Raw genomic sequence first — 19,226 nt, 5'->3', positions numbered from 1 at the left:
GGTTTTTTGTTCTCTCTTTTGTATGGCATTTGTTTACACCATTCAACGTATCTTGGAAATCGTCGGCGACGACGCAGAATGCTCCGGTCAATTCCAAGGTAATATCCTCGGCATCGCGTCTCTCTCCGAGGCGGTCGAGGGGGATCTCTCCTTTTTAGGGAATGCAAAGTATCGTGATACTGTGGCCGCATCGCAGGCATCTGTGTTGCTCTTACCGCGTGAGTATGCAGAAGCCCCTAAGGCTGGACAGCTACACATCAAAGTGGATAGCCCTTCGTATGCGCTCGCCTTGCTCTGCCGCGATATGGAGAAAAGCTTGCAGCCGGCTCCTGAGCCGGGCGTGCATTCGACTGCCTTTGTGGATGAGGGCGCAGTGATCTCGCCGTCTGCGACGATTGGACCGTTTTGCTATATTGGCAAAGGTGCGGTGGTGGGGGCAGCAGTGCTCGAGTCGCATGTTAGCATCGGTAAATATGCGAAGGTGGGGGATGAGTCGTATATTTATCCGCACGTCGTTGTCGGTGATTATTGTGTCGTCGGTCCTCGAAACCGGCTTCACTCCAGTTGTGTCATCGGCTCTGATGGCTATGGTTACGAGTTCCGCGACGGAGGACATCAACGTATTCCTCAGATTGGCAATGTCGTGACAGAAGCGGATGTCGATATTGGTTCGAATACTTCGATTGATCGGGCTCGTTTCGGGTCCACGGTCATCGGCACTGGGACTAAAGTCGATAATCAGGTGCAGATCGCCCATAATGTGCGGATCGGCAGGCATTGCTTGATCATTGCTCAAGTCGGTATCAGCGGCAGCACAGTGCTGGAGGATGGTGTTGTGCTGGCAGGCCAAGTCGGCGTTGCCGGGCATTTGACGATCGGAGCTGGCGTCGTCGCTGCGGGTAAGACTGGAATTGCACGTTCATTGAAACCTAAAGAACAGGTGCGTGGGCCGACTGCAGAGCCTATTATGCTTTTTAACCGCATTGCTGTTTTACAGCGGCGTCTTCCGGATCTGTTTAAAAGATTCGATAAATTAGAGAAAAGTGTCGAGTCTTTGGCTGAACGTGACACAACAAAATAATTGATATGAAAGAAAGCTCACTGAAAATTTTCTGCGGGAATTCCAACCCGAAATTAGCGAAAGATATCTGTAATTATCTGGATGTTCCTCTTGGGGATGCCACGGTGATTAGTTTTCCAGATGGAGAGAGCTTTGTTCGTATTAATGAGAATATTCGCGGTGCGGATATTTTCATCATTCAGTCGACCTGTAATCCGGCAAATCAGTATTTGATGGAGCTATTCATCATGATCGATGCGGCGCGTCGCGCTTCGGCGAGAAGCATTACTGCTGTGATCCCGTTTTATGGGTATGCACGCCAAGATCGTAAGGATCAGCCACGTGTGCCGATTACCTCAAAGCTGGTAGCCAATTTGTTGGTTTCTGCGGGGGCGACGCGTGTATTGACCGTCGATTTGCACGCACAGCAGATTCAAGGTTTCTTCGATATTCCAGTCGATCATCTCTATGCTTCGCCGGTTTTGTTCGAATACCTGAAGGATATCGACACGACTAACTTATCGCTCTTCTCTCCTGATGTCGGTGGCATGAAGATGGCGTCTGCGTATGCGAGCATGTTGGACGTGCCGCTCGGATTTATCGCGAAGCGACGCACTTCAGCCGAAACGGTTGAGGCTGTTTCACTCGTGGGAGATGTTGAAGGTCGAGATATCCTATTGATTGATGATATGACCGAGACTGCAGGCACGCTCTGCGCTGCTGCGGAATTGCTTAAAAAGAATGGTGCCAAGAGTGTCATGGCTGCCGTGAGTCACGGTGTCTTGAACGATATGGGCTACGAGCGTATTTCCAATGGCTTGCTGGATCGGTTGATCACAACAGACACGACTCCTGTGGAGCAGCGTGAAGGGGTGCCGATTACTGTGCTCAGTGTCGCAGCGCTACTGGGCGAAGGTATTAAGCGTATTCATGATAACGCCAGTGTCACTGGTCTCTTTGAGATCAAAGGATACTAGTCCGTTTGCTTGACGCGCGTTTCGCTGCGTCCTCTTGTCGGAGGCATACTATTTCACTATTAAGTAATGAATGATTCCGAACCAGCACCGCATTCCCCAGAAGAGGGGGATGTCGGCTTAGTTGAGTATCAAGATTTCGTTTCCCGTGAACCGTTTCGCTTCGAATCGGGCGGGACGATTCCTGAACTGACGCTGCGTTATGAGACCTACGGGCACCTTAATGACGCGAAGGATAATGCAATACTCATCTGCCACGCGCTGAGTGGTAATCATCACTGTGCGGGTGTGCATAGTATGGATGAGCGCAAATCGGGCTGGTGGAACTTTGTGGTCGGCCCAGGCAAGCCGATTGATACGTCGCGCTATTATGTGATATGCTCGAACTCCTTGGGGGGCTGCTCTGGTTCGTCAGGGCCGTATTCGGTCAACCCTGAGACGGGTGAACGTTATCGCTTGGACTTTCCCAAGCTGACTGTGCGTGACATGGTTAAAGCGCAGAGTGTATTACTGGACTCTTTGGGGATCGACCGACTGCATGCTGTCGTTGGTGGCAGTATGGGAGGGATGCAAACGCTACAATGGGCGATTGATTTTCCAGATCGTGTGGGGCGTTATATCGCAATGGCTTGCTGTGCGCGGCACAATGCGCAGGCGATTGCGTTCAATGATACGGGTCGCCAAGCGATTATTTGTGATCCAGTTTGGGATGAGGGGAACTATGATCCCGATCAACCGCCTGGGCATGGCCTATCAGTCGCGCGAATGATGGCGCATATTACTTACCTCTCAGACGCTGGGATGGAGGCCAAATTTGGCCGTAAGCGGCGCACTTTGGATGGGGGGCGTGAGCACTTTGACGTCGAATTTGAGGTAGAGAGCTATCTGCGCTATCAAGGGCAAAGCTTTGTGGGTCGTTTCGATGCAAATACCTATTTGTATTTAACTAAGGCGCTCGATCGCTTTGATCTGCACAGTCCAGTGTCGCTGGATGACACGCTGTCTGCAGTTTCGGCTCCAGGGCTTGTTGTTGGTTTCACTTCCGATTGGTTGTATCCGCCGCAAGGAAACCGTGAAGTCGCTGAAGCGCTTTTACGCTTAGGCAAAGATGCGACCTATGCAGAACTAGAGATGGATTTTGGGCACGACTCGTTCCTCGTGCGCTCACCAGAACTCTATGACTTGATCCGAACCTTTCTGGACCGGTAATTGACGCTATGATTCATAAAAACAAGCGACGCCAAGTTGATTTTCAGGTCATCGCCCAATGGGTGAGTGAGGGCGATAGCGTGCTGGATCTTGGCTGTGGGCGCGGGGTGCTCTTGGAGTATTTAAAGCAGAAGAAATCTGTGTATGGGGTTGGCGTAGATATCAATTTCGAGCGTATTCTTAGTTGCGTGAAGCGCGGCGTGCCTGCGTATCACGGCGATGTGAGGTCATTGCTCGCGACGTTTGGTGACAATGCCTTTGATCGCGTCATCTTTAGTCGCTCGGTAGAGTTGCTCGATGATCCAGATGCCATCTTAGCAGAAGGCCTGCGTGTCGGTAAGCGAGTGACAGTAGGATTTGTGAATCACGGTTTTTGGCTGAATCGCCTCAACTTCCTCGTGAAGGGGCAACGCACGATTAACGAAGTGTATCCGCGCCCGTGGTATGAGACGCTTAGAGCGAATCCTTTTTCTGTCGCTGAGTTTGATGCATTTTGTGCTGCACGTCAGATAAAAATCGAGAACCGAGCGTATCTCTCAGGTGATTGGAGTGGAGAGTGTAAGGTTCTGCCTAACCTTTTTGCTGGCTATGCGATCTACGACCTATCGAAGAAGTAGTCATTGCTAGTCGGCTTTCATCTGGCGAATGTAGCGTATCTGGCGTGGGTCGAGCACTACAGTATAGTCGCGGTTGCCGATACGTTGCACTGCGTAGAGCAGGTTGCCTCCTTTGGTGATGGCTGCGGTGCTCTCTAGTGTGTGGATATTACTCAGAGTGAGTGCGAGCCCATCTTTGCTGGTGACGATCTCTAGGTTTACTCCAGGAGTGGCTTTGAATACTTTGAAGGCATCTGCCCATTGATCGGCTAAGGCACTGGCATGGATCTTGGTTTGTAGTTCAAGATCCTTCGGGTTGTTGATGGTTACTGGGCCTTTTATCTGTGCGTTGAGGCTGTTGAGCGAGGCGATGGCTATAAGGGTAATGACGATGTGTTTCATAGCTAGATGCTACGCATGAGGAGAGGGGGTTGCAAGGTGCGGCCCCATATAGTGGTTGGCTTGCCGTCTCTTTTAATCGATTCGCTGTGATCGAGACTTGCCAACATTCAGTCTGCTTGCTTTTTTCTGCGCTTGTCGAATGACACAGCCTATGCCCAGGTGGTGGAATGGTAGACACTGGGGACTTAAAATCCCTTGCCAGCAATGGCGTGCGGGTTCAAGTCCCGCCCTGGGTATTCTGATTAGCCTCACAGTAATGTGGGGCTTTTTCATGTAATCGATGTGGAAAAAGATCGAAATACGCTGCTGAAACGGGAAACATGCCAGTCACTATGCCCCGTATTTATCTTTCCCCTCCAGATATTAGCCCGCAGGACCATGCTGCGGTGGACGCGGTGTTGACTTCTAACTGGGTCGCTCCGGTTGGGCCGCATTTGGAGGCTTTTGAAGCCGCGGTTGCTGAGCGCTCTGGGCGTGCCTATGCAGTGGCGCTGAACTCAGGCACTGCGGCGCTGCACCTTGCACTCCAACTGCTCAATGTGCGTCCGGGGGACACCGTGATCTGCCCGACCTTGACGTTTGCTGCGAGTGCGAACCCGATCTGTTATTGCGGCGCCGATCCAATCTTTGTCGATAGTGAGCCAGATACATGGAATATGGACCCGGTGCTTCTGGAGCTGGAGTTGGGCGAACGCGCGGCTTCGGGCGAACTGCCAAAGGCGGTGATCGTGGTGCACTTGTATGGTCAATGTGCGGATATGGATCCGATTCTAGCAGTGTGTGAGCGCTATGGTATTCCTGTAGTGGAAGATGCGGCCGAAGCATTGGGTGCGACTTATAAAGGGCGTCCGGCCGGTGGTATGGGGGCGTTTTCGTTTTTCTCATTCAACGGCAATAAGATCATCACGACTTCGGGCGGCGGGATGTTGCTCGCTGATAAGGGCTCGTGGATTGAGCGGGCGCGGTTTTTATCAACTCAAGCGAAAGAGCCAGTCGCACATTACGAGCATCGAGAGGTCGGCTATAATTATCGGATGAGCAATGTCTTGGCTGGTCTCGGCCTGAGCCAACTGGATGATTTGGAGCGGCGCATAGCTGTGAAACGTGCGCATTTCGAGGCGTATCGTGAGGCCTTGGGTGGCTTGCCTGGCGTCGCATTTATGCCGATTGCGGATCCAGATGCGGTCAATTATTGGCTCTCTTGCCTGACTATTGAACCAGTGAAGGGTGGCAGCTCGCGCGATCAAGTGATCGCTGCGCTTGCGGATGCAGCTATTGAGGCGCGGCCTTTGTGGAAGCCTTTGCACATGCAACCAGTCTTTCAGGATTGTGCGTCGATCGGCGGGGATTGTGCAGAGGCGCTCTTCGCCAACGGGCTTTGCTTGCCGAGCGGTTCGTCGATGAGTGATGAGGATCGGGATAAAGTCATTGAGAGTGTGCGCTCGTGTTTTTCGCAGTCACAGGCATAACAAAGATACTTCACTATGGCTGTCAGCACTGTATCGCGTTATTTGAGTATTCGGACTCTGGGATTGATCCTGTTGTATGCACTTCTGTGCGGGGTGAGTTACTTCGTCGCCTTTCAATTGCGCTTCGATTTCAATGTGCCGGATCATTTTTCGCAGGATTTGGTAAACACCATCTGGTGGGTTGTCGGGCTGAAGTTGATGTTGTTGATCGCGGCGGGGCAGGTGGATTGTGTGCTCTCGTATTTCCGAATACCCGATGCTGTGCGGTTGTCAGGCGGACTGTTTGCTGCGAGTGCGATACTCGCGTCTATGTGGTATGTTTACAGTGGTAATGGAGTGCCGCCACGGGCTGTTATTTTGACGGACTTTCTGTTGAGCTTTTTAATGTTGGCCGGATTCCGTGTCGCGATGCGTGTGAAAGCCAGTAGCGGCTTGGAGGATTGGTTGACATGGGAAGATGCGGAAAATGTGTTGATCGTCGGGGCAGGCGAAGTCGGTGCGGGGCTTTGCACTGAGCTAAAGCAAAAGGCCCGACTCGGTATGCGTCCGGTGGCTTTTCTTGATGATGATAAAAGGAAAATTGGTCGTTATGTGCATGGTGTCTTGGTCGCGGATAATATCGATGGTTTGGGCGACGTGGCGAAACGTTACGCGGCACATAAGCTCATCATTGCTTTTCCTTCGGCATCTGCTGGACGTGTGCGTAAGGTCACTGAAATGGCGCGTGAGGCCGGACTGGCAGTGGATACTGTTCCAGCACTTACAGATTTGGTGAGTGGCCGTGCGCAGATGACACAGTTGCGCCCCGTCGAGCTAGAAGATTTACTCGGGCGCGATACGATTGATCTGAACTCGGATGGTATTCGTTCAATGCTTGCCGGTAAACGTGTCCTAGTGACTGGTGCCGGAGGCAGTATTGGTCGTGAGCTAGTGGCGCAGGTCTTGGAATATGCGCCTGCATCCTTGCTCTGTATCGATCAGGCAGAGATCGCGATTTTCAATTTGCAGCAGGAAGTGTTGGCGCAGCTTGATACGTCTGAGCCCGCGCAGACTCTGATTCTGGATGTGCATCAGACGGATGAGGTGGAGGCGGTGTTTAAACGCTACCAGCCTGAAGTGATTTTTCATGCCGCCGCTCATAAGCATGTTAATCTGATGGAGGCGCAACCTGCTGAATCGTTGAAGAATAATTTCTTTACCACGGCTAGCTTGGCACGGCTTGCCAGTCAATTTGCGGTTGAACGTTTCATCCTGATTTCGACTGATAAGGCAATCAACCCGACTAGTGTCATGGGCGCGAGCAAACGCTTGGCTGAACTATCTCTTCTCGAGCAGCAGAAGGCAGAGGGGAACACTACGAAGTTTATGGCCGTTCGGTTTGGTAACGTGCTTGGATCATCGGGCAGTGTGATCCCCATCTTTAAACGCCAGATTGCAAAGGGAGGCCCCGTGACGGTGACTGACCCCGAAGTGACGCGTTTTTTTATGACGGTTCAAGAAGCGGTTGGCTTGGTGCTTCAAAGTGCGACGCAGGGAACTGGCGGCGAGATATTCGTGCTCGATATGGGGCAATCCATGAAGATCCTGGATGTCGCGCGTCAAATGATTGCGCTCAGTGGTTTTCAAGAGGGCGAAGATATTGAAATTGTATTCACAGGTCTGAAGCCGGGCGAAAAGCTCTATGAGGAGGTGCAGCACCTCAGTGAGACGCACGAGCCGACGGATCATCCACGCGTGATGCGCTTCGTTGCTGGCGGGGAACGAGCAGATTCCGTCGGGTCGATGCGAGCGGCGTTGACTGTTTTAGCTGATAGCGATGCGAACGAAATTAAACAGGCAATCCGTCGCTTTGTGCCGGAATATAGACCGCATTTTGATTAGAGATATTTGTCCGAGAGTTGCTCGCCATCGCTAAGGTCCAGAGCCTGTCGAGTGGCGATCCCAGCGATTGTAGGAAGTGTATCGTAACCTCCTATAAGCTACATCGCTCTATGAGATGGTTCATCGGTAGTGCGATCTCAGTAGAAAGAGGACGCATTTGTGGTTCGACTTCTCGACAAGAAAATAGCATCCTATGTATTTAGATTTTCTAGCAAACAGTTGCCCTATTTTACTTCATCTTGTCATTCCATTTTCTGGGTGTGTGTCGGATTTATCGGTCACGTAGTTCACTTATATTATTATGAAAAAAGGTTTAATCGTTATTACAGGTGCCAGTTCCGGTTTCGGGGCAGCAATCGCACAACGTTTTTCGGATCTAGGTTATCCGCTTCTATTAATTGCCCGTCGTCTGGATCGAATCGAAGCTTTGGGCTTACCAAATGCGCTGTGTAAAGCAGTCGATGTCACTGACAGTGCAGCTTTCCGGAATGCAATTATAGCTGCGGAGGCTGAGTATGGAGCCACTGAGTGTTTGATTAATAACGCTGGGGTGATGTTGCTTGGATCTGTTGTGGATCAGTCAGAAGATGAATGGAAGCAGATGTATTCGGTCAATGTGTTGGCCTTATTGAGTGGCATGCAAATTGTGCTGAGTTCGATGAAAGAGCGGAATTCAGGCACCATTATAAATATTTCTTCAATTGCTGGCCGTAAGGGATTTCCATCGCATGCGGCGTATTGTGGCACTAAATTCGCCGTGCATGCCATTAGTGAGACGGTGCGTGAGGAGGTCGCAGATGCAAATGTTCGGGTGATTACCATTGCTCCAGGTGCTGCAGCGACCGAGTTGCTGGGGCATACAACTTCCACTGAGATTAAAGACGGCTATGGCGAATGGGCGGAGTCTATTGGCGGAGCATTAGCTGCAGACGATATTGCACGATCAGTGGTGTTTGCCTATGAGCAACCTCAGAACGTGTGCATTCGTGAAATTGTGCTCGCCCCGACGCGACAGCAGCCTTAGCTCGAATTGCCTGAGGTGCCACTGGAGTTTGTGGCACCTCGGAGGGCAACACTCCGTCGTTACCTGAATAAACTACGATTTCATTCAGACAAAGTATTTCGTTTATTTATGATGTGGCAGAAGCAGATGATTCGCTCTCAAGTGAAAAAGCCATGATGACTTTGGGCTGGGATGCAAGCTGGAGAGAGGGAACGATGTCGTCCTAAACCGCCGCAGACGTCATGAGTGGTGTTGCCCGAGTCCTTGTAACAGATAAAATCTACGCCTGATGTTTGCGTATCGTCGGTTGGGCAATTCAATTGCGTTCAATGAAAATACTCATTGCTGCTTTGGCCTCGTTCAGTGCTCTCATGTTTTTCGCTGGCTGCGCGAATACGGAATATGTCGGTCAGACCTATTCGCCCACTACGCATGTAGATGTTTATATGAGCGCGGGAGGAGTCACGCGCCCACACACTCAGATGGGCATGGCAAAGGCTGAGGCCACCGAGTATATGTCCTTTGAGGATATGCAACAGCAGTTGATGCGCGATGCGATGGCGAAGGGAGCCGACGGTATTATCATTACCGGTATGCAGACAGTCAACGTGGGCAGTTCGAGTTATACCAGTGGGCAGAACAAGCAATCTGATCCTGAGTATTACATTACCGAGGATGGTAAGTTGAAGGAGCGTAATAAACACAGTAAAGGCAGTTATTCTGAGGTCTCTACGACCACTCAAATGCGTGACCATGTTCTTTCTGCGCAGCTGATTAAATATCAGTAGACGAATTGGCTGTTTGACACATGTCGTATGGCTTAACCTGATATCAATCACATACATGAAATATCACCACCTCGGGATTCCGACGAAGCAAAAACTCAAAGATGAGAAATATCTGAAGCACCTCAAAATGACTGTGAGTGGGTTCGGTAAAAACGACTATGGCATTGAATGGATGCGTTTTGATGAGGACGCAGACTTCCCTGATATTGTCAAAACTCTGCCGCATGTGGCCTTTGAAGTGGAAGACTTACATGAGGCAATTCAAGGTAAGCATGTCATTATTGAGCCCAATAGTCCGTCGCCCGGAGTATTCGTTGCATTTATTGAAGATAACGGAGCGCCGGTCGAGCTGCTGCAAATAGATCGTTCGATTGCAGATCCAGAACTATGAACCTAGATTCAGAAGTTAGAAGTTAGTCTTTGGTAATGAGACGCTTGCGGTCGTATTCGCTGCCGCCAACTTGGCGAATTGAATATTCTTCACAAAGCACTGATATTCAACTTCTAACTACTGCCTTCTAGCTTCTAACTACTCTTTTAAGAATGAACAAAATCAATCCGAAAAAACAGACCCATCAGGAGACCATACTGAAGTTCTCTGCGCTGGTTGCGCTTTTGCTGGGATACTTTGTATGGATGAGTTGGAAGTATGACGCATCCACTGGCTTTGGTCTCGCGCTGCTGACTTGGAGTTTCTTTGTGCTCTGCACGCCTATTGCCGATGGCGGCTTTATTGTCGCATTTCCCGTGCGTCTTCTATTCGGCGTTAAGATGGCGCTGACTCAGGTCATTATATGGTTCGTCGCCGTCGGGATTAATCTGGTGATGCTATGGAAATTTAGAGCGGACTATCAGCTCACCTTCATCACGTCGCTACTCGAAAAGATCCTCACCGTTCCTTACCCTTACTGGAGTATACTAATCATTAGTGCCGCGGGGACTTTGCTCTCGATCTATTTCGGCGATGAAATGATGGATGTTAGCTCTCACCGTGAGCGGGAAAAGCATCACGCCCATGGAATGAAACTAAGAATTTTAGTCACCGTCGGCCTCGGGCTCTTGGCTGTCATCGCATACTATCATTTGCTCAGCGGCTTGCACATTGAGCTGCCGAAAGGCTAAAATTAAACTGCTTAGGCGGATTCAATCGTTTGCTCCGATATATAGGCCCATACCTAGGGGTATTACTGTAGCGCATGATAAACCTAAATTCGGCAGACCTGCGTCGCGGTTCCAGCTCATCTTTTTAGGATAACTGCTGAGTTATCAAATCGAAGAACCTTGCTGTCGGGGTAGCTGCTTGCCGTTTCGACAGGCTCAAGGCCCATAGCTAGTCGTAGGGCGTCGCCCGCGAAGGTAGCTAAAGTGTTACAACTTCCTATGCGTTTGGCCTTTGCACGGTCTTCGCAAGCAAAGCCCCTACAGTCAGATCGAGAAATCGCGTGAGTATAGAACTTAGGAGCCAGAAGTGAGCCATTGGTAGTGGAATACTTCGATTCAAGTATGTCGCCGCCAGTTTGGCGAACGGTGAAGAACCTATCAATCACCATGATCACCTTCTAGCTCCTGTCTTCCCACTTCTAACTACTCTTTTAAGACTAAGACCTATTTCCAGTAGTATTGGGCTCGGCTACCGAGAGCATGGTCAATCTCCAGCAAGCGGTTGTATTTCGCTATCCGCTCGCTGCGACTAGCGGATCCGGTCTTCAAGTGCCCGCCATCCATTGCGACGGCGAAGTCCGCTAGAAAGCTGTCTTCGGTCTCGCCTGAACGGTGTGACAGGAAGTAGCGCCAACCTGCTTCGCGGCACATTTTGACCGCTTCGATGGTCTCGGTCACTGTGCCAATTTGGTTCAGCTTGATCAGGCAACTATTGGCGGTGCGCTCCTGTATGCCGCGCTGTATGTATTTGGTATTGGTTACAAAAATGTCGTCGCCGACGACTTCGATTTGCTCGCCGTAGGCGGCGTTGAACTTGGCAAACCCAGCCCAGTCATCTTCAGAGAGTGGGTCTTCCCACAAGATGATTGGGTATTTACTGAGCCACTTTCCTGATTTTGCAATGAGTGCATCGCTGGAGAGCGCGCCCTCGCCTGACCATTTCAAATCGTAAGCGCCTGTTACATCGGTCGCAATCGAGTTTGCTGCGCTATCGATGGCAATGGAGATGTCCTCTCCCGGCTTGTAGCCGGCGCGCTCGATGGCTTGTAGAATCGTTTCAATCGCTTCTTCGTTGCTGCTGAAGTTTGGGGCAAAGCCGCCTTCATCGCCGACGCTTGTTGCGAGCCCTTTGTCTTTGAGGATCGCTTTGAGTGTATGGAAGGTCTCGGCGACATAGCGTAAGCCTTCGGTAAAGGTGGGCGCTCCGTGGGGCACGGCCATGAATTCTTGAAAGTCGACACTGTTGTCCGAGTGCTCGCCGCCATTGACGATATTCATACAAGGCACGGGGAGCCGCACCGAGTTGACTCCGCCGAGGTATTGATAGAGCGGCAAGTTCAATGAAGTGGCAGCCGCACGCGCGACAGCCATCGACGCTCCAAGAATCGTATTGGCGCCGAGCTTTGATTTGTTGTCAGTGCCATCGAGCTCGATCATACGCGCATCGATCGCGGCTTGTTCGCTGACTTCCATACCGCGCAAAGCAGGGCTGAGGTGGTTGATGGTGTGGCGCACTGCATCGCGCACGCCTTTTCCGTGATAGCGTGCCTGATCGCCGTCACGCAACTCGAGCGCCTCATTGAGCCCTGTCGATGCTCCGGATGGCACAGAGGCACAAGCGGTTGTTCCATCTTCGAGCTCCACGTATGTGCGAACGGTCGGATTGCCGCGGGAGTCCAGTATTTCGAGCGCATCAAGTGATTTAATTTTCATGGTAGATCTTTTGAAGGGAGGAGAAAATTAGAGTATGCCCAAAGCGTGTTGAATCTCAAATGGCTGTGTGATTTCTTTAAAGACATGGATCGTTTCAAACCACCCGTTACCTGTGGTCACTGTAGTGCACGATGGCTCTGAGCCACATCTCTGAGTCCTTAAAGTCAGAGCGTTCGCCACTGAAGCAGTGGCATGACCTCGTCTGATCCTCAAATGATAAAGAGGCCATTTGCGGGGAATGCTTTACAAATTAGATGATTTTATGGATCGCTTCGATGGCTTGATCTTCGTGCCCCACTTCGACTCGAATGAAGAGTTCTTGCAGGCCTTTGGCAGATTGTGTGACTGCTTTGAGGCCTCCAGATTCTTTGCGCTGTATTTTTACGCTGCCGGTGCGACTGTTTTTTCCAAGTGATTTGCCTCCATAGGAATGGCCGATAATGACGCCGACCACGCCGTCAATCATTTCGATCTTTTGGATAATGCGTTTGCACTCTTTTGAAGTGCTTTGATGACGTCCGCGGCTGGGCATAGTTGGCTTTGAATCATCGCTTCCATGTGTTTGCAATCAACAACAATGGTTCTAGTAGGGTAGTTTCGTCGCGTTACGGAGTTTCAATACTCAGACGGATTCATCTTGTTGGGGTGACGTGCTTAGGCTCGGTTCGTTGCGAGACGCCCACGCTCCATCGGGTGTTCCTTTGCGTTTGAAAAATATGGAGCGTAGGCCTCTGGCCAAACGCCATGATCACTGAACCGTTGAGATCCGCGTTATGTGCATGCTGCATTGATATGTGTGCCCGTCTTTGAAATCTGTGCTCTGGTTCGGTGACGTGGTCTAAAGACCCACGCTACGGCTTTGGCTCGGTGGACAGACAGGAATGTCTGTGTCACGGCTGAGTTAGTTGCAATTCAACCCGCGCTTGCGCTCTGCGCTCGGTGCGTCTATCGGTAGGGGCTTTATGCCGCCATCACGTCCAGCACATGCCGAAGCGATCTCCGTTAAGGGGGCGCGTGAGCATAATTTGCAAAATATCAGCCTTGAGATTCCTCGGGATCAATTGGTGGTGATCACTGGGGTGAGTGGTTCGGGCAAGTCGTCGTTGGCGTTCGATACGGTGTATGCGGAAGGCTACCGGAAATATATCGATAGCCTCTCGACGAAGGCGCGCACGGTGCTGGAGCAAATCCCGCGGCCGGATGTCGATTTTATTCAAGGGCTCTCACCGGTGATCGCGCTAGAGCAGCGCACGGGTGGTGGCGGTAGTCCGCGTAGCACGGTAGCGACCGTGACCGAGATCGCGGATTTTGCGCGGGTGCTGTGGGCGGTGTGTGGCACGCCGTATTGCCCGAAGGATGGGGGAATCATCGAACGCCGCTCGATGGATGATTGTTTGGCGCGTGTGTTTGCGGAGCCTGAAAAGAGTCGTTTGATGATTCTTGCGCCGTGGATGATTACCAAACCTGCGATTCTGCGTGAGGAATTGCCTCGTTTGCAGCAGCGCGGCTTTCAACGTGTGCGGATCAATGGTGCGATTCGCCGTCTCGATGAGCCGGATTTAATCGACTCAAAGGCGAAGGAGATCGTGGTCGAGATCGTGGTGGATCGTATCGTGCTCAATGCGGATCAACGCAGTCGCCTTGCGGACTCTTTAGATTTGGCTTTCAGCGAAGGCGGGGATCGCGCGATTGTTTTAATTGAAGACAAAAAGGCGAAGAGTGGGTGGCGTGAATTACCGCTGAGCAATCGCTTGGCCTGTGTGACGTGTGGCGATGTGTATGATGTGGTCTCGCCGCGGCATTTCTCGTGGAATCATGCGGAAGGCGCGTGTTCCGAGTGTGGCGGTCTGGGCGAGACCTTGCAATTTCAGCCGGAGTTGCTGGTGCCGGATCCGTTGAAGACGGTGAAGAAGGGCGCGATCAAACCCTGGCGCTTGGGATCGAAGCAGATGATCATTAAGCGCAATGCGATTTTAAAGCAGTTGGCCGAGCAGTTGCCGTTTGATCCGAATGTGCCTTGGGAGGAACTCGATGATGAGGTGCGCGAACAGATCCTGCATGGCACGGGCAGTCGGCAATTTAGCTTTAAGCTCAAGGGCGGAAACTCGAAGCCAGAGACGATGGAATTTGCTGGTGTGCTGGCAGACCTCGAAGAGATGCGACGCGCGACGACGAGCGATGGGCTGCGTGCGCGGTTGATGGCGTATCAAACCAGTAGCCTTTGTGAGACTTGTAAGGGGCGGCGTTTACGTCCGTCGAGTTTGAGTGTGCTGATTGAGGGCACTTCCATTTCGGACTTTCTGGGACTGTCGCTGCAAGAGGCGGAGGCCTTCGTGAGCTCGCTACAGGCGAACGCGAAGTATGAAACGGTGAGCGATGCAGTGCATGGTTTGGCGCAACGCTTATCCTTTCTGAATGAAGTCGGGCTGAGTTATCTGACCTTGAATCGTAGCTATGCCACATTGAGTGGCGGCGAGGCACAGCGTGTGCGCTTGGCGACGCAGCTTGGCATGTCCTTGATTGGTGTGGTGTATATTTTGGATGAGCCGAGCATTGGCTTACACCCATTGGATAATCGTCGCTTGATTCAGACCCTGCTCGGATTGCGTGACCGTGGGAATTCCGTGGTCGTGGTCGAGCATGATGCCGACACCATGCGCGCGGCGGATCATTTGATTGAGCTCGGACCCGGCGCGGGCGTTGAGGGGGGCGAGCTTATCTTCGAAGGTGAACCAGAGGCATCGTATACTGCGCCGACGAGCCGTTCGGGCGCGTTCCTAAGTGGGCGGCAACAAGTGGAGAAGTCGGTAGAATCATTAAAGCCGTCGCAGGATTGGTTGACGGTTAAGGAGGCGACCGAGAATAATTTGAAGTCCGTCACTGCGGCGTTTCCTGTGGGATTATTGACCGTGGTCTGCGGCCTCTCTGGCTCAGGGAAGAGCACCTTGGTGAATGGGATTTTAGCGAAGGCTGCGGCGTTTAAGTTGAACCGAGAAAAGTCGATTCCTGGGAAACATAAGGGCGTGACGGGGCTGGAACATTTTACGTCGGTCGTGCAGGTGGATCAGTCGCCGATCGGGCGCAGCCCGCGCTCGAACCCTGCGACGTATACCAAGTTGTTTGATCAGTTGCGCGATCTATATGCCAAGTGCTCGTTGGCAAAGATCCGTGGCTACAAACCGAGCCGCTTTAGTTTCAATGTGTCGGGTGGTCGCTGTGAGCGCTGCAAGGGCGACGGTGTGATTAAGCTCGATATGCAGTTTATGGCCGATGTGTATTCCGAATGCACCAGTTGCCGTGGACAACGATACAACCGTGAGACATTGGATGTGCGCTTCAAGGGTTACAGCATCGCGGATGTGTTGGCGATGAGTGTGGACGAAGCCTTGGCGGTGTTTGATAAGCAGCCACGCATCGCGGAGAAACTACGCACGCTTTCGGATGTGGGGCTAGGCTATATTAAGATAGGGCAGCCGGCGACGACCTTGTCTGGTGGTGAGGCGCAGCGTATTAAATTGTCGTTAGAGCTGAGTAAGCGTCAGCAGGGCGAAACGCTTTATATTTTGGATGAGCCGACGACGGGACTCCATTGGCTGGATGTGCAACGCCTGATGGATCTGCTCTTTAAGCTACGCGACGCGGGCAACACGATTCTGATTATTGAGCACGATCTCGATGTGATCCGCCTCGCAGACTGGCTCATCGAACTCGGCCCAGAAGGCGGCGATGGCGGCGGCGAGATTGTGTATGCGGGCGACGTCGCGAGTTTTGTTCAGGGGGACCAGACGCCGACGCAGCAGGTGTTTGCTGCAGACTAATCGATTGGCTCAGGCGCGAAGCTGCCATTGTAGCCGGGTTTGTAGAGTTGCAGATCTAAATGCTGCGCCATGGCCTCGAAGTGTTGATCGACTGCATACACGCGGCAGTCTTGCTTGATGGCTAGTGTGGCGATGAGTGCGTCGTTCCATTGCAGGGTGATACCTGCGGTGCGAAGCGTGGCGTAGTGGGTGGCCGCCTCGCGCCAGAGTTTCTGGTCGTTGGCTAGATAGGGGAGTATTTCGAAGCGGGATTGGATGCGAGGACGCTCGTGAGGACGTGCCCCTCCGAGGAATTCCATCTCTACGGGGCCGCACAGGGTGGCCTCCAACTCTTCGACGAGCGCTTTCATCGCCAGTTTGACTGCGGGAGCGCCGTCTCGCCGAAAGAATTCAATCCACGCACTGGTATCGACTATGACCATGGCTTAGCGGTCGGACTGTTCGATCTCATCGTTGGTCAGTGGGTAGTCCTCAAACTCTCCCTCCATCACCATCGTTGCAAATTCCTTAGCCATCTCGCGCCGTAAATATTCGGTCGCCGCCTTGGCAACCGCTGGCCCTTTCTTGGAGATTCCAGTCGCTGTCATGACCTTTTTAAGGGTCGTCTCATCCATCTCTACGCTGAATTTCATGCGATTAAAGTATTCTTTTGTCAGACTTTGTCGATGGAATTGTATGATTTTATTGGTCCATGACGCCTCGATCTTCTGATTGCAACCAACTCTGGATCAACGCATACGAGATCGATGCTTTGTTGGGCAGCATGTCGGGATTCGCGCGCACGTGCTCGCGGGTGAACCATGCGGCGCTTTCGAGTTCGTTGGGATCAATGGTAATCTCAGGGGAGGTGGCTTTGGCTTTGAACCCGAGCATCAGGGAATTAGGGAAGAGCCAGGATTGAGAGGATTGATATTCGATCGCTTCGAGTGGGACGCCTGCCTCTTCATGCACTTCGCGTGCGACGGCGGCTTCGATTGTCTCACCGGGCTCGACGAATCCAGCCAGTGTCGAATACATGCCTTCGCGCCAGCGGGCTTGCCGGCCGAGCAGCGCGCGTCCGTCGTGTTCGACGAGCACGATGACTGCGGGATCCATATTCGGGAAAAAGTGCTGCGCGCATTCGGAGTCGCTGCAGATGCGATGATGCCCAGCGCTGACGACTGTGGTTTGGCTGCCGCATTTTCCACAATGGCGGTGCCTTGAGTGCCAGTAGCCCATGAAGCAGGCGAGCGAGAGAATGTCTTTGTCGGCACGCTCCATGTGGGGCGCGCGTGAGACACTGGGCTCGAAGCTGCCGGAAAACTGCTGGCACAGTTGAGCGGCTTGTTCGGCGCTCTGGACTAGAACGGCGAAGTAGGCGATGCCTTCGACGGTGCCTAGAAAGACCGAATCGGCTGAGAGGTTGATCGCCGAACCGAGCTCATATGGCGTGAGAATGATCGGGTGCTCGGGCGCGTTGGCACGGCACAGCAGTTGAGCGCCGTGGGCGATCAGGCAGCGCGTGGTGTCGCTCTTTAGCTGTGCCTCCAGCCAGTCGGGTTGATCGCGTAGAGTGGAAGCGCGATCAAGGAAATAGGGAGAGAGTGGGGTGCGGTTTGGAGAAGTGTCGTTCATCCTAGATTCGGGAGGATGGACTCCCCTTCGACAGGCTCAGGGTCTTGAGCTTGTCGAAACGACGCGCCGTCCGCAGCGTGCTAGTTCTGGACTGAGGTTCGGAGGACGAGGCGGAGCTCATCGCTCCCAAATGTGTTGAGCAAAAGTCACAATTCTTGATGCGCGGCAGTATCATTCCTGCCTGCTGACTTCTGACTGCTCTTTTAAGGTGCATCTGATTACTTGGAGTCTGTTAGATGCCGGATCGCTTTTTCTAAATCGGCTCCGCTAGGCGCTTGGAAGGCACTGAGCTGGAACTCTGGTAGAATCGAAAGCAGGTGGTCGAAGATGTCGCCTTGGATGTCTTCAAAATTTGCCCATGCGGTGTCGCTGGAGAAGGCGTAGAGTTCGATCGGTAGGCCCTTTTCTGTGGGGGCTAGTTGGCGCACGAGCAGTGTCATACCGCTTTGATGAATCTTGGGGTGGTTGCGCAGATACGCCACGCAGTAGGCGCGGAAGGTGCCGACATTAGTGAGGCGGCGTCCGTTGATCAGCTCGGAGAGATCGTCGCCGACGTCGTCATTGTGCTTTTGAATGTCTTCGAGCTTTTCTTTTAAATAGGGGCGCAGGATTCTTATATGTTTAAAACGTTCGAGTAGTGTCTCGTCTGCAAATTGTAGAGTGCGTAGATCGATGTTGAGTGATCGCTTGATACGCCGTCCGCCGGACTCGCTCATACCGCGCCAGTTTTTGAAAGAATCGGAGATGAGGGCGTAGGTCGGAATCGTGGTGATGGTCTTGTCCCAGTTTTGCACTTTGACGGTGGTGAGGGACACGTCGATCACATCGCCGTCGGCTCCACGGGCGGGCATTTCGATCCAATCGCCGACCATGACCATATTATTGACGGAAAGCTGGAAGCCGGCGACGAGGCCGAGGATGGCGTCTTTAAAAATGAGGAGCAGGATGGCGGTGACGGCGCCGAGTCCTGAGAAGAAGACGAGTGGGGATTTGCCCAAGACGACGGAGAGAATAAAGATACAACCGACGAGGTTGATCACTAACTTGATGGCTTGGATGAAGCTCTTTGCGGGGAAGCGTTTGCCAACCGGAAGTTGATCCCAGATGGAGCGACAGAAGTTGAGCACGCCATCGATGATGAAGAGGGTGATGACGATTAGGTAGGTATTTACGACGACTTGGCAAATGGCGATGATTTGCGGGTGAGTTTGGAAGAGCGTCGGCGTAAATATGTGTATGATCGCCGCTGGGACGATATGAGAGAAGCGTATGAGCACGCCGTTCTCTGCCAATTTGTCGTCCCACTTCGCGCCTGTCTTATGTATGAGCGGATGGATCACGGAAGTGATGAATCGCTTCGTGATGAAGTTGGCGAGCCAGGCCAATACGGCGAGGTAGAGCGCGGCAAGGACGAGCGCTGCGATCTCGGCAGAGCCAGCAGAGAGTTTAAATTGAAGGAGCCATTTGGATATTGTTTCAGCAGTCACAAATGGAGTGATGGAGGATTCGCAGTGGCATTACAATCTTAGAGGCGCTCG

Annotated in this window: 18 protein-coding genes and 1 tRNA gene; 12 read left to right on the top strand and 7 right to left on the bottom strand. The window is 52.3% G+C overall.

The genetic code is table 11. The annotated features are described in order from the left end of the window. Window positions 1–22 precede the first annotated feature (22 nt). From lpxD to GZZ87_RS02030, 4 genes are all read left to right on the top strand, one after another. Complete coding sequence (gene lpxD / locus GZZ87_RS02045; RefSeq protein ID WP_162024704.1) at window positions 23–1,081, top strand: UDP-3-O-(3-hydroxymyristoyl)glucosamine N-acyltransferase; 1,059 nt, start codon at window positions 23–25, stop codon at window positions 1,079–1,081. 5 nt (window positions 1,082–1,086) lie between these two features. Then, window positions 1,087–2,037: a ribose-phosphate pyrophosphokinase gene (locus GZZ87_RS02040; RefSeq protein WP_162024706.1), complete on the top strand. Its 951-nt coding sequence runs from the start codon at window positions 1,087–1,089 to the stop codon at window positions 2,035–2,037. A 66-nt stretch (window positions 2,038–2,103) separates the two neighbouring features. Continuing rightward, window positions 2,104–3,243 carry a homoserine O-acetyltransferase gene (locus GZZ87_RS02035; RefSeq protein ID WP_162024707.1) on the top strand — a complete coding sequence of 380 codons (1,140 nt, stop codon included), beginning with the start codon at window positions 2,104–2,106 and terminating at the stop codon, window positions 3,241–3,243. A gap of 8 nt (window positions 3,244–3,251) precedes the next feature. Next, entirely contained in the window at window positions 3,252–3,860 is a 609-nt protein-coding gene (locus GZZ87_RS02030; RefSeq protein WP_162024708.1) for a methionine biosynthesis protein MetW, read from the top strand. Window positions 3,861–3,866: 6 nt separating this feature from the next. On the opposite strand, the gene GZZ87_RS02025 is transcribed toward GZZ87_RS02030, so the two are convergent. Then, window positions 3,867–4,241: a hypothetical protein gene (locus tag GZZ87_RS02025; RefSeq protein WP_162024709.1), complete on the bottom strand. Its 375-nt coding sequence runs from the start codon at window positions 4,239–4,241 to the stop codon at window positions 3,867–3,869. A 153-nt stretch (window positions 4,242–4,394) separates the two neighbouring features. Here GZZ87_RS02025 and GZZ87_RS02020 point away from each other — a divergent pair. The 7 genes from GZZ87_RS02020 to GZZ87_RS01990 all read left to right on the top strand — a co-directional run bounded on the left by GZZ87_RS02020 (window position 4,395) and on the right by GZZ87_RS01990 (window position 10,504). Further along, window positions 4,395–4,477: transfer RNA gene (locus GZZ87_RS02020), tRNA-Leu, on the top strand. 84 nt (window positions 4,478–4,561) lie between these two features. Beyond that, window positions 4,562–5,710: an aminotransferase class I/II-fold pyridoxal phosphate-dependent enzyme gene (locus GZZ87_RS02015; RefSeq protein ID WP_244652036.1), complete on the top strand. Its 1,149-nt coding sequence runs from the start codon at window positions 4,562–4,564 to the stop codon at window positions 5,708–5,710. Between the two features lie 15 nt (window positions 5,711–5,725). Beyond that, window positions 5,726–7,591, top strand: a complete 1,866-nt coding sequence (locus GZZ87_RS02010) for a nucleoside-diphosphate sugar epimerase/dehydratase (protein ID WP_162024711.1) — start codon at window positions 5,726–5,728, stop codon at window positions 7,589–7,591. 301 nt (window positions 7,592–7,892) lie between these two features. Continuing rightward, complete coding sequence (locus tag GZZ87_RS02005) at window positions 7,893–8,615, top strand: SDR family oxidoreductase (protein WP_162024712.1); 723 nt, start codon at window positions 7,893–7,895, stop codon at window positions 8,613–8,615. 308 nt (window positions 8,616–8,923) lie between these two features. Further along, the gene (locus tag GZZ87_RS02000; RefSeq protein ID WP_162024713.1) at window positions 8,924–9,382 is read left to right on the top strand and encodes a hypothetical protein; all 459 of its coding nucleotides are present in this window, start codon (window positions 8,924–8,926) and stop codon (window positions 9,380–9,382) included. A 55-nt stretch (window positions 9,383–9,437) separates the two neighbouring features. Beyond that, on the top strand, window positions 9,438–9,773 hold the full coding sequence (locus tag GZZ87_RS01995) for a hypothetical protein (RefSeq protein WP_162024714.1): 336 nt from the start codon (window positions 9,438–9,440) through the stop codon (window positions 9,771–9,773). A gap of 152 nt (window positions 9,774–9,925) precedes the next feature. Next, complete coding sequence (locus GZZ87_RS01990; protein ID WP_162024715.1) at window positions 9,926–10,504, top strand: hypothetical protein; 579 nt, start codon at window positions 9,926–9,928, stop codon at window positions 10,502–10,504. Window positions 10,505–10,987: 483 nt separating this feature from the next. Here GZZ87_RS01990 and eno read toward each other — a convergent pair whose 3' ends face one another. Together eno and GZZ87_RS01980 are read right to left on the bottom strand one after the other, a co-directional pair. Next, complete coding sequence (eno, locus tag GZZ87_RS01985) at window positions 10,988–12,256, bottom strand: phosphopyruvate hydratase (protein WP_162024716.1); 1,269 nt, start codon at window positions 12,254–12,256, stop codon at window positions 10,988–10,990. 250 nt (window positions 12,257–12,506) lie between these two features. Next, window positions 12,507–12,788 carry a hypothetical protein gene (locus GZZ87_RS01980; protein ID WP_162024718.1) on the bottom strand — a complete coding sequence of 94 codons (282 nt, stop codon included), beginning with the start codon at window positions 12,786–12,788 and terminating at the stop codon, window positions 12,507–12,509. Window positions 12,789–13,218: 430 nt separating this feature from the next. Between GZZ87_RS01980 and uvrA the strand changes: the two genes are divergently transcribed. Then, entirely contained in the window at window positions 13,219–16,074 is a 2,856-nt protein-coding gene (gene uvrA, locus GZZ87_RS01975) for an excinuclease ABC subunit UvrA (protein WP_162024719.1), read from the top strand. Here uvrA and GZZ87_RS01970 read toward each other — a convergent pair. From GZZ87_RS01970 to GZZ87_RS01955, 4 genes are all read right to left on the bottom strand, one after another. Beyond that, window positions 16,071–16,496 carry a PIN domain-containing protein gene (locus GZZ87_RS01970; RefSeq protein WP_162024720.1) on the bottom strand — a complete coding sequence of 142 codons (426 nt, stop codon included), beginning with the start codon at window positions 16,494–16,496 and terminating at the stop codon, window positions 16,071–16,073. The two genes, uvrA and GZZ87_RS01970, sit on opposite strands and share 4 nt — an antisense overlap. A 3-nt stretch (window positions 16,497–16,499) precedes the next feature. Beyond that, window positions 16,500–16,706: a DUF2191 domain-containing protein gene (locus GZZ87_RS01965; RefSeq protein WP_162024722.1), complete on the bottom strand. Its 207-nt coding sequence runs from the start codon at window positions 16,704–16,706 to the stop codon at window positions 16,500–16,502. A gap of 49 nt (window positions 16,707–16,755) precedes the next feature. After that, window positions 16,756–17,688, bottom strand: a complete 933-nt coding sequence (gene nudC, locus GZZ87_RS01960; RefSeq protein ID WP_162024724.1) for an NAD(+) diphosphatase — start codon at window positions 17,686–17,688, stop codon at window positions 16,756–16,758. 218 nt (window positions 17,689–17,906) lie between these two features. Next, complete coding sequence (locus GZZ87_RS01955) at window positions 17,907–19,175, bottom strand: mechanosensitive ion channel family protein (protein WP_162024726.1); 1,269 nt, start codon at window positions 19,173–19,175, stop codon at window positions 17,907–17,909. Window positions 19,176–19,226 lie beyond the last annotated feature (51 nt).

This window comes from Lentimonas sp. CC4, assembly GCF_902728235.1.
GTDB lineage: Bacteria > Verrucomicrobiota > Verrucomicrobiia > Opitutales > Coraliomargaritaceae > Lentimonas.
Note: the sequence above shows the minus strand (reverse complement) of the source record. Positions and strands in the feature narration are given on the sequence as shown.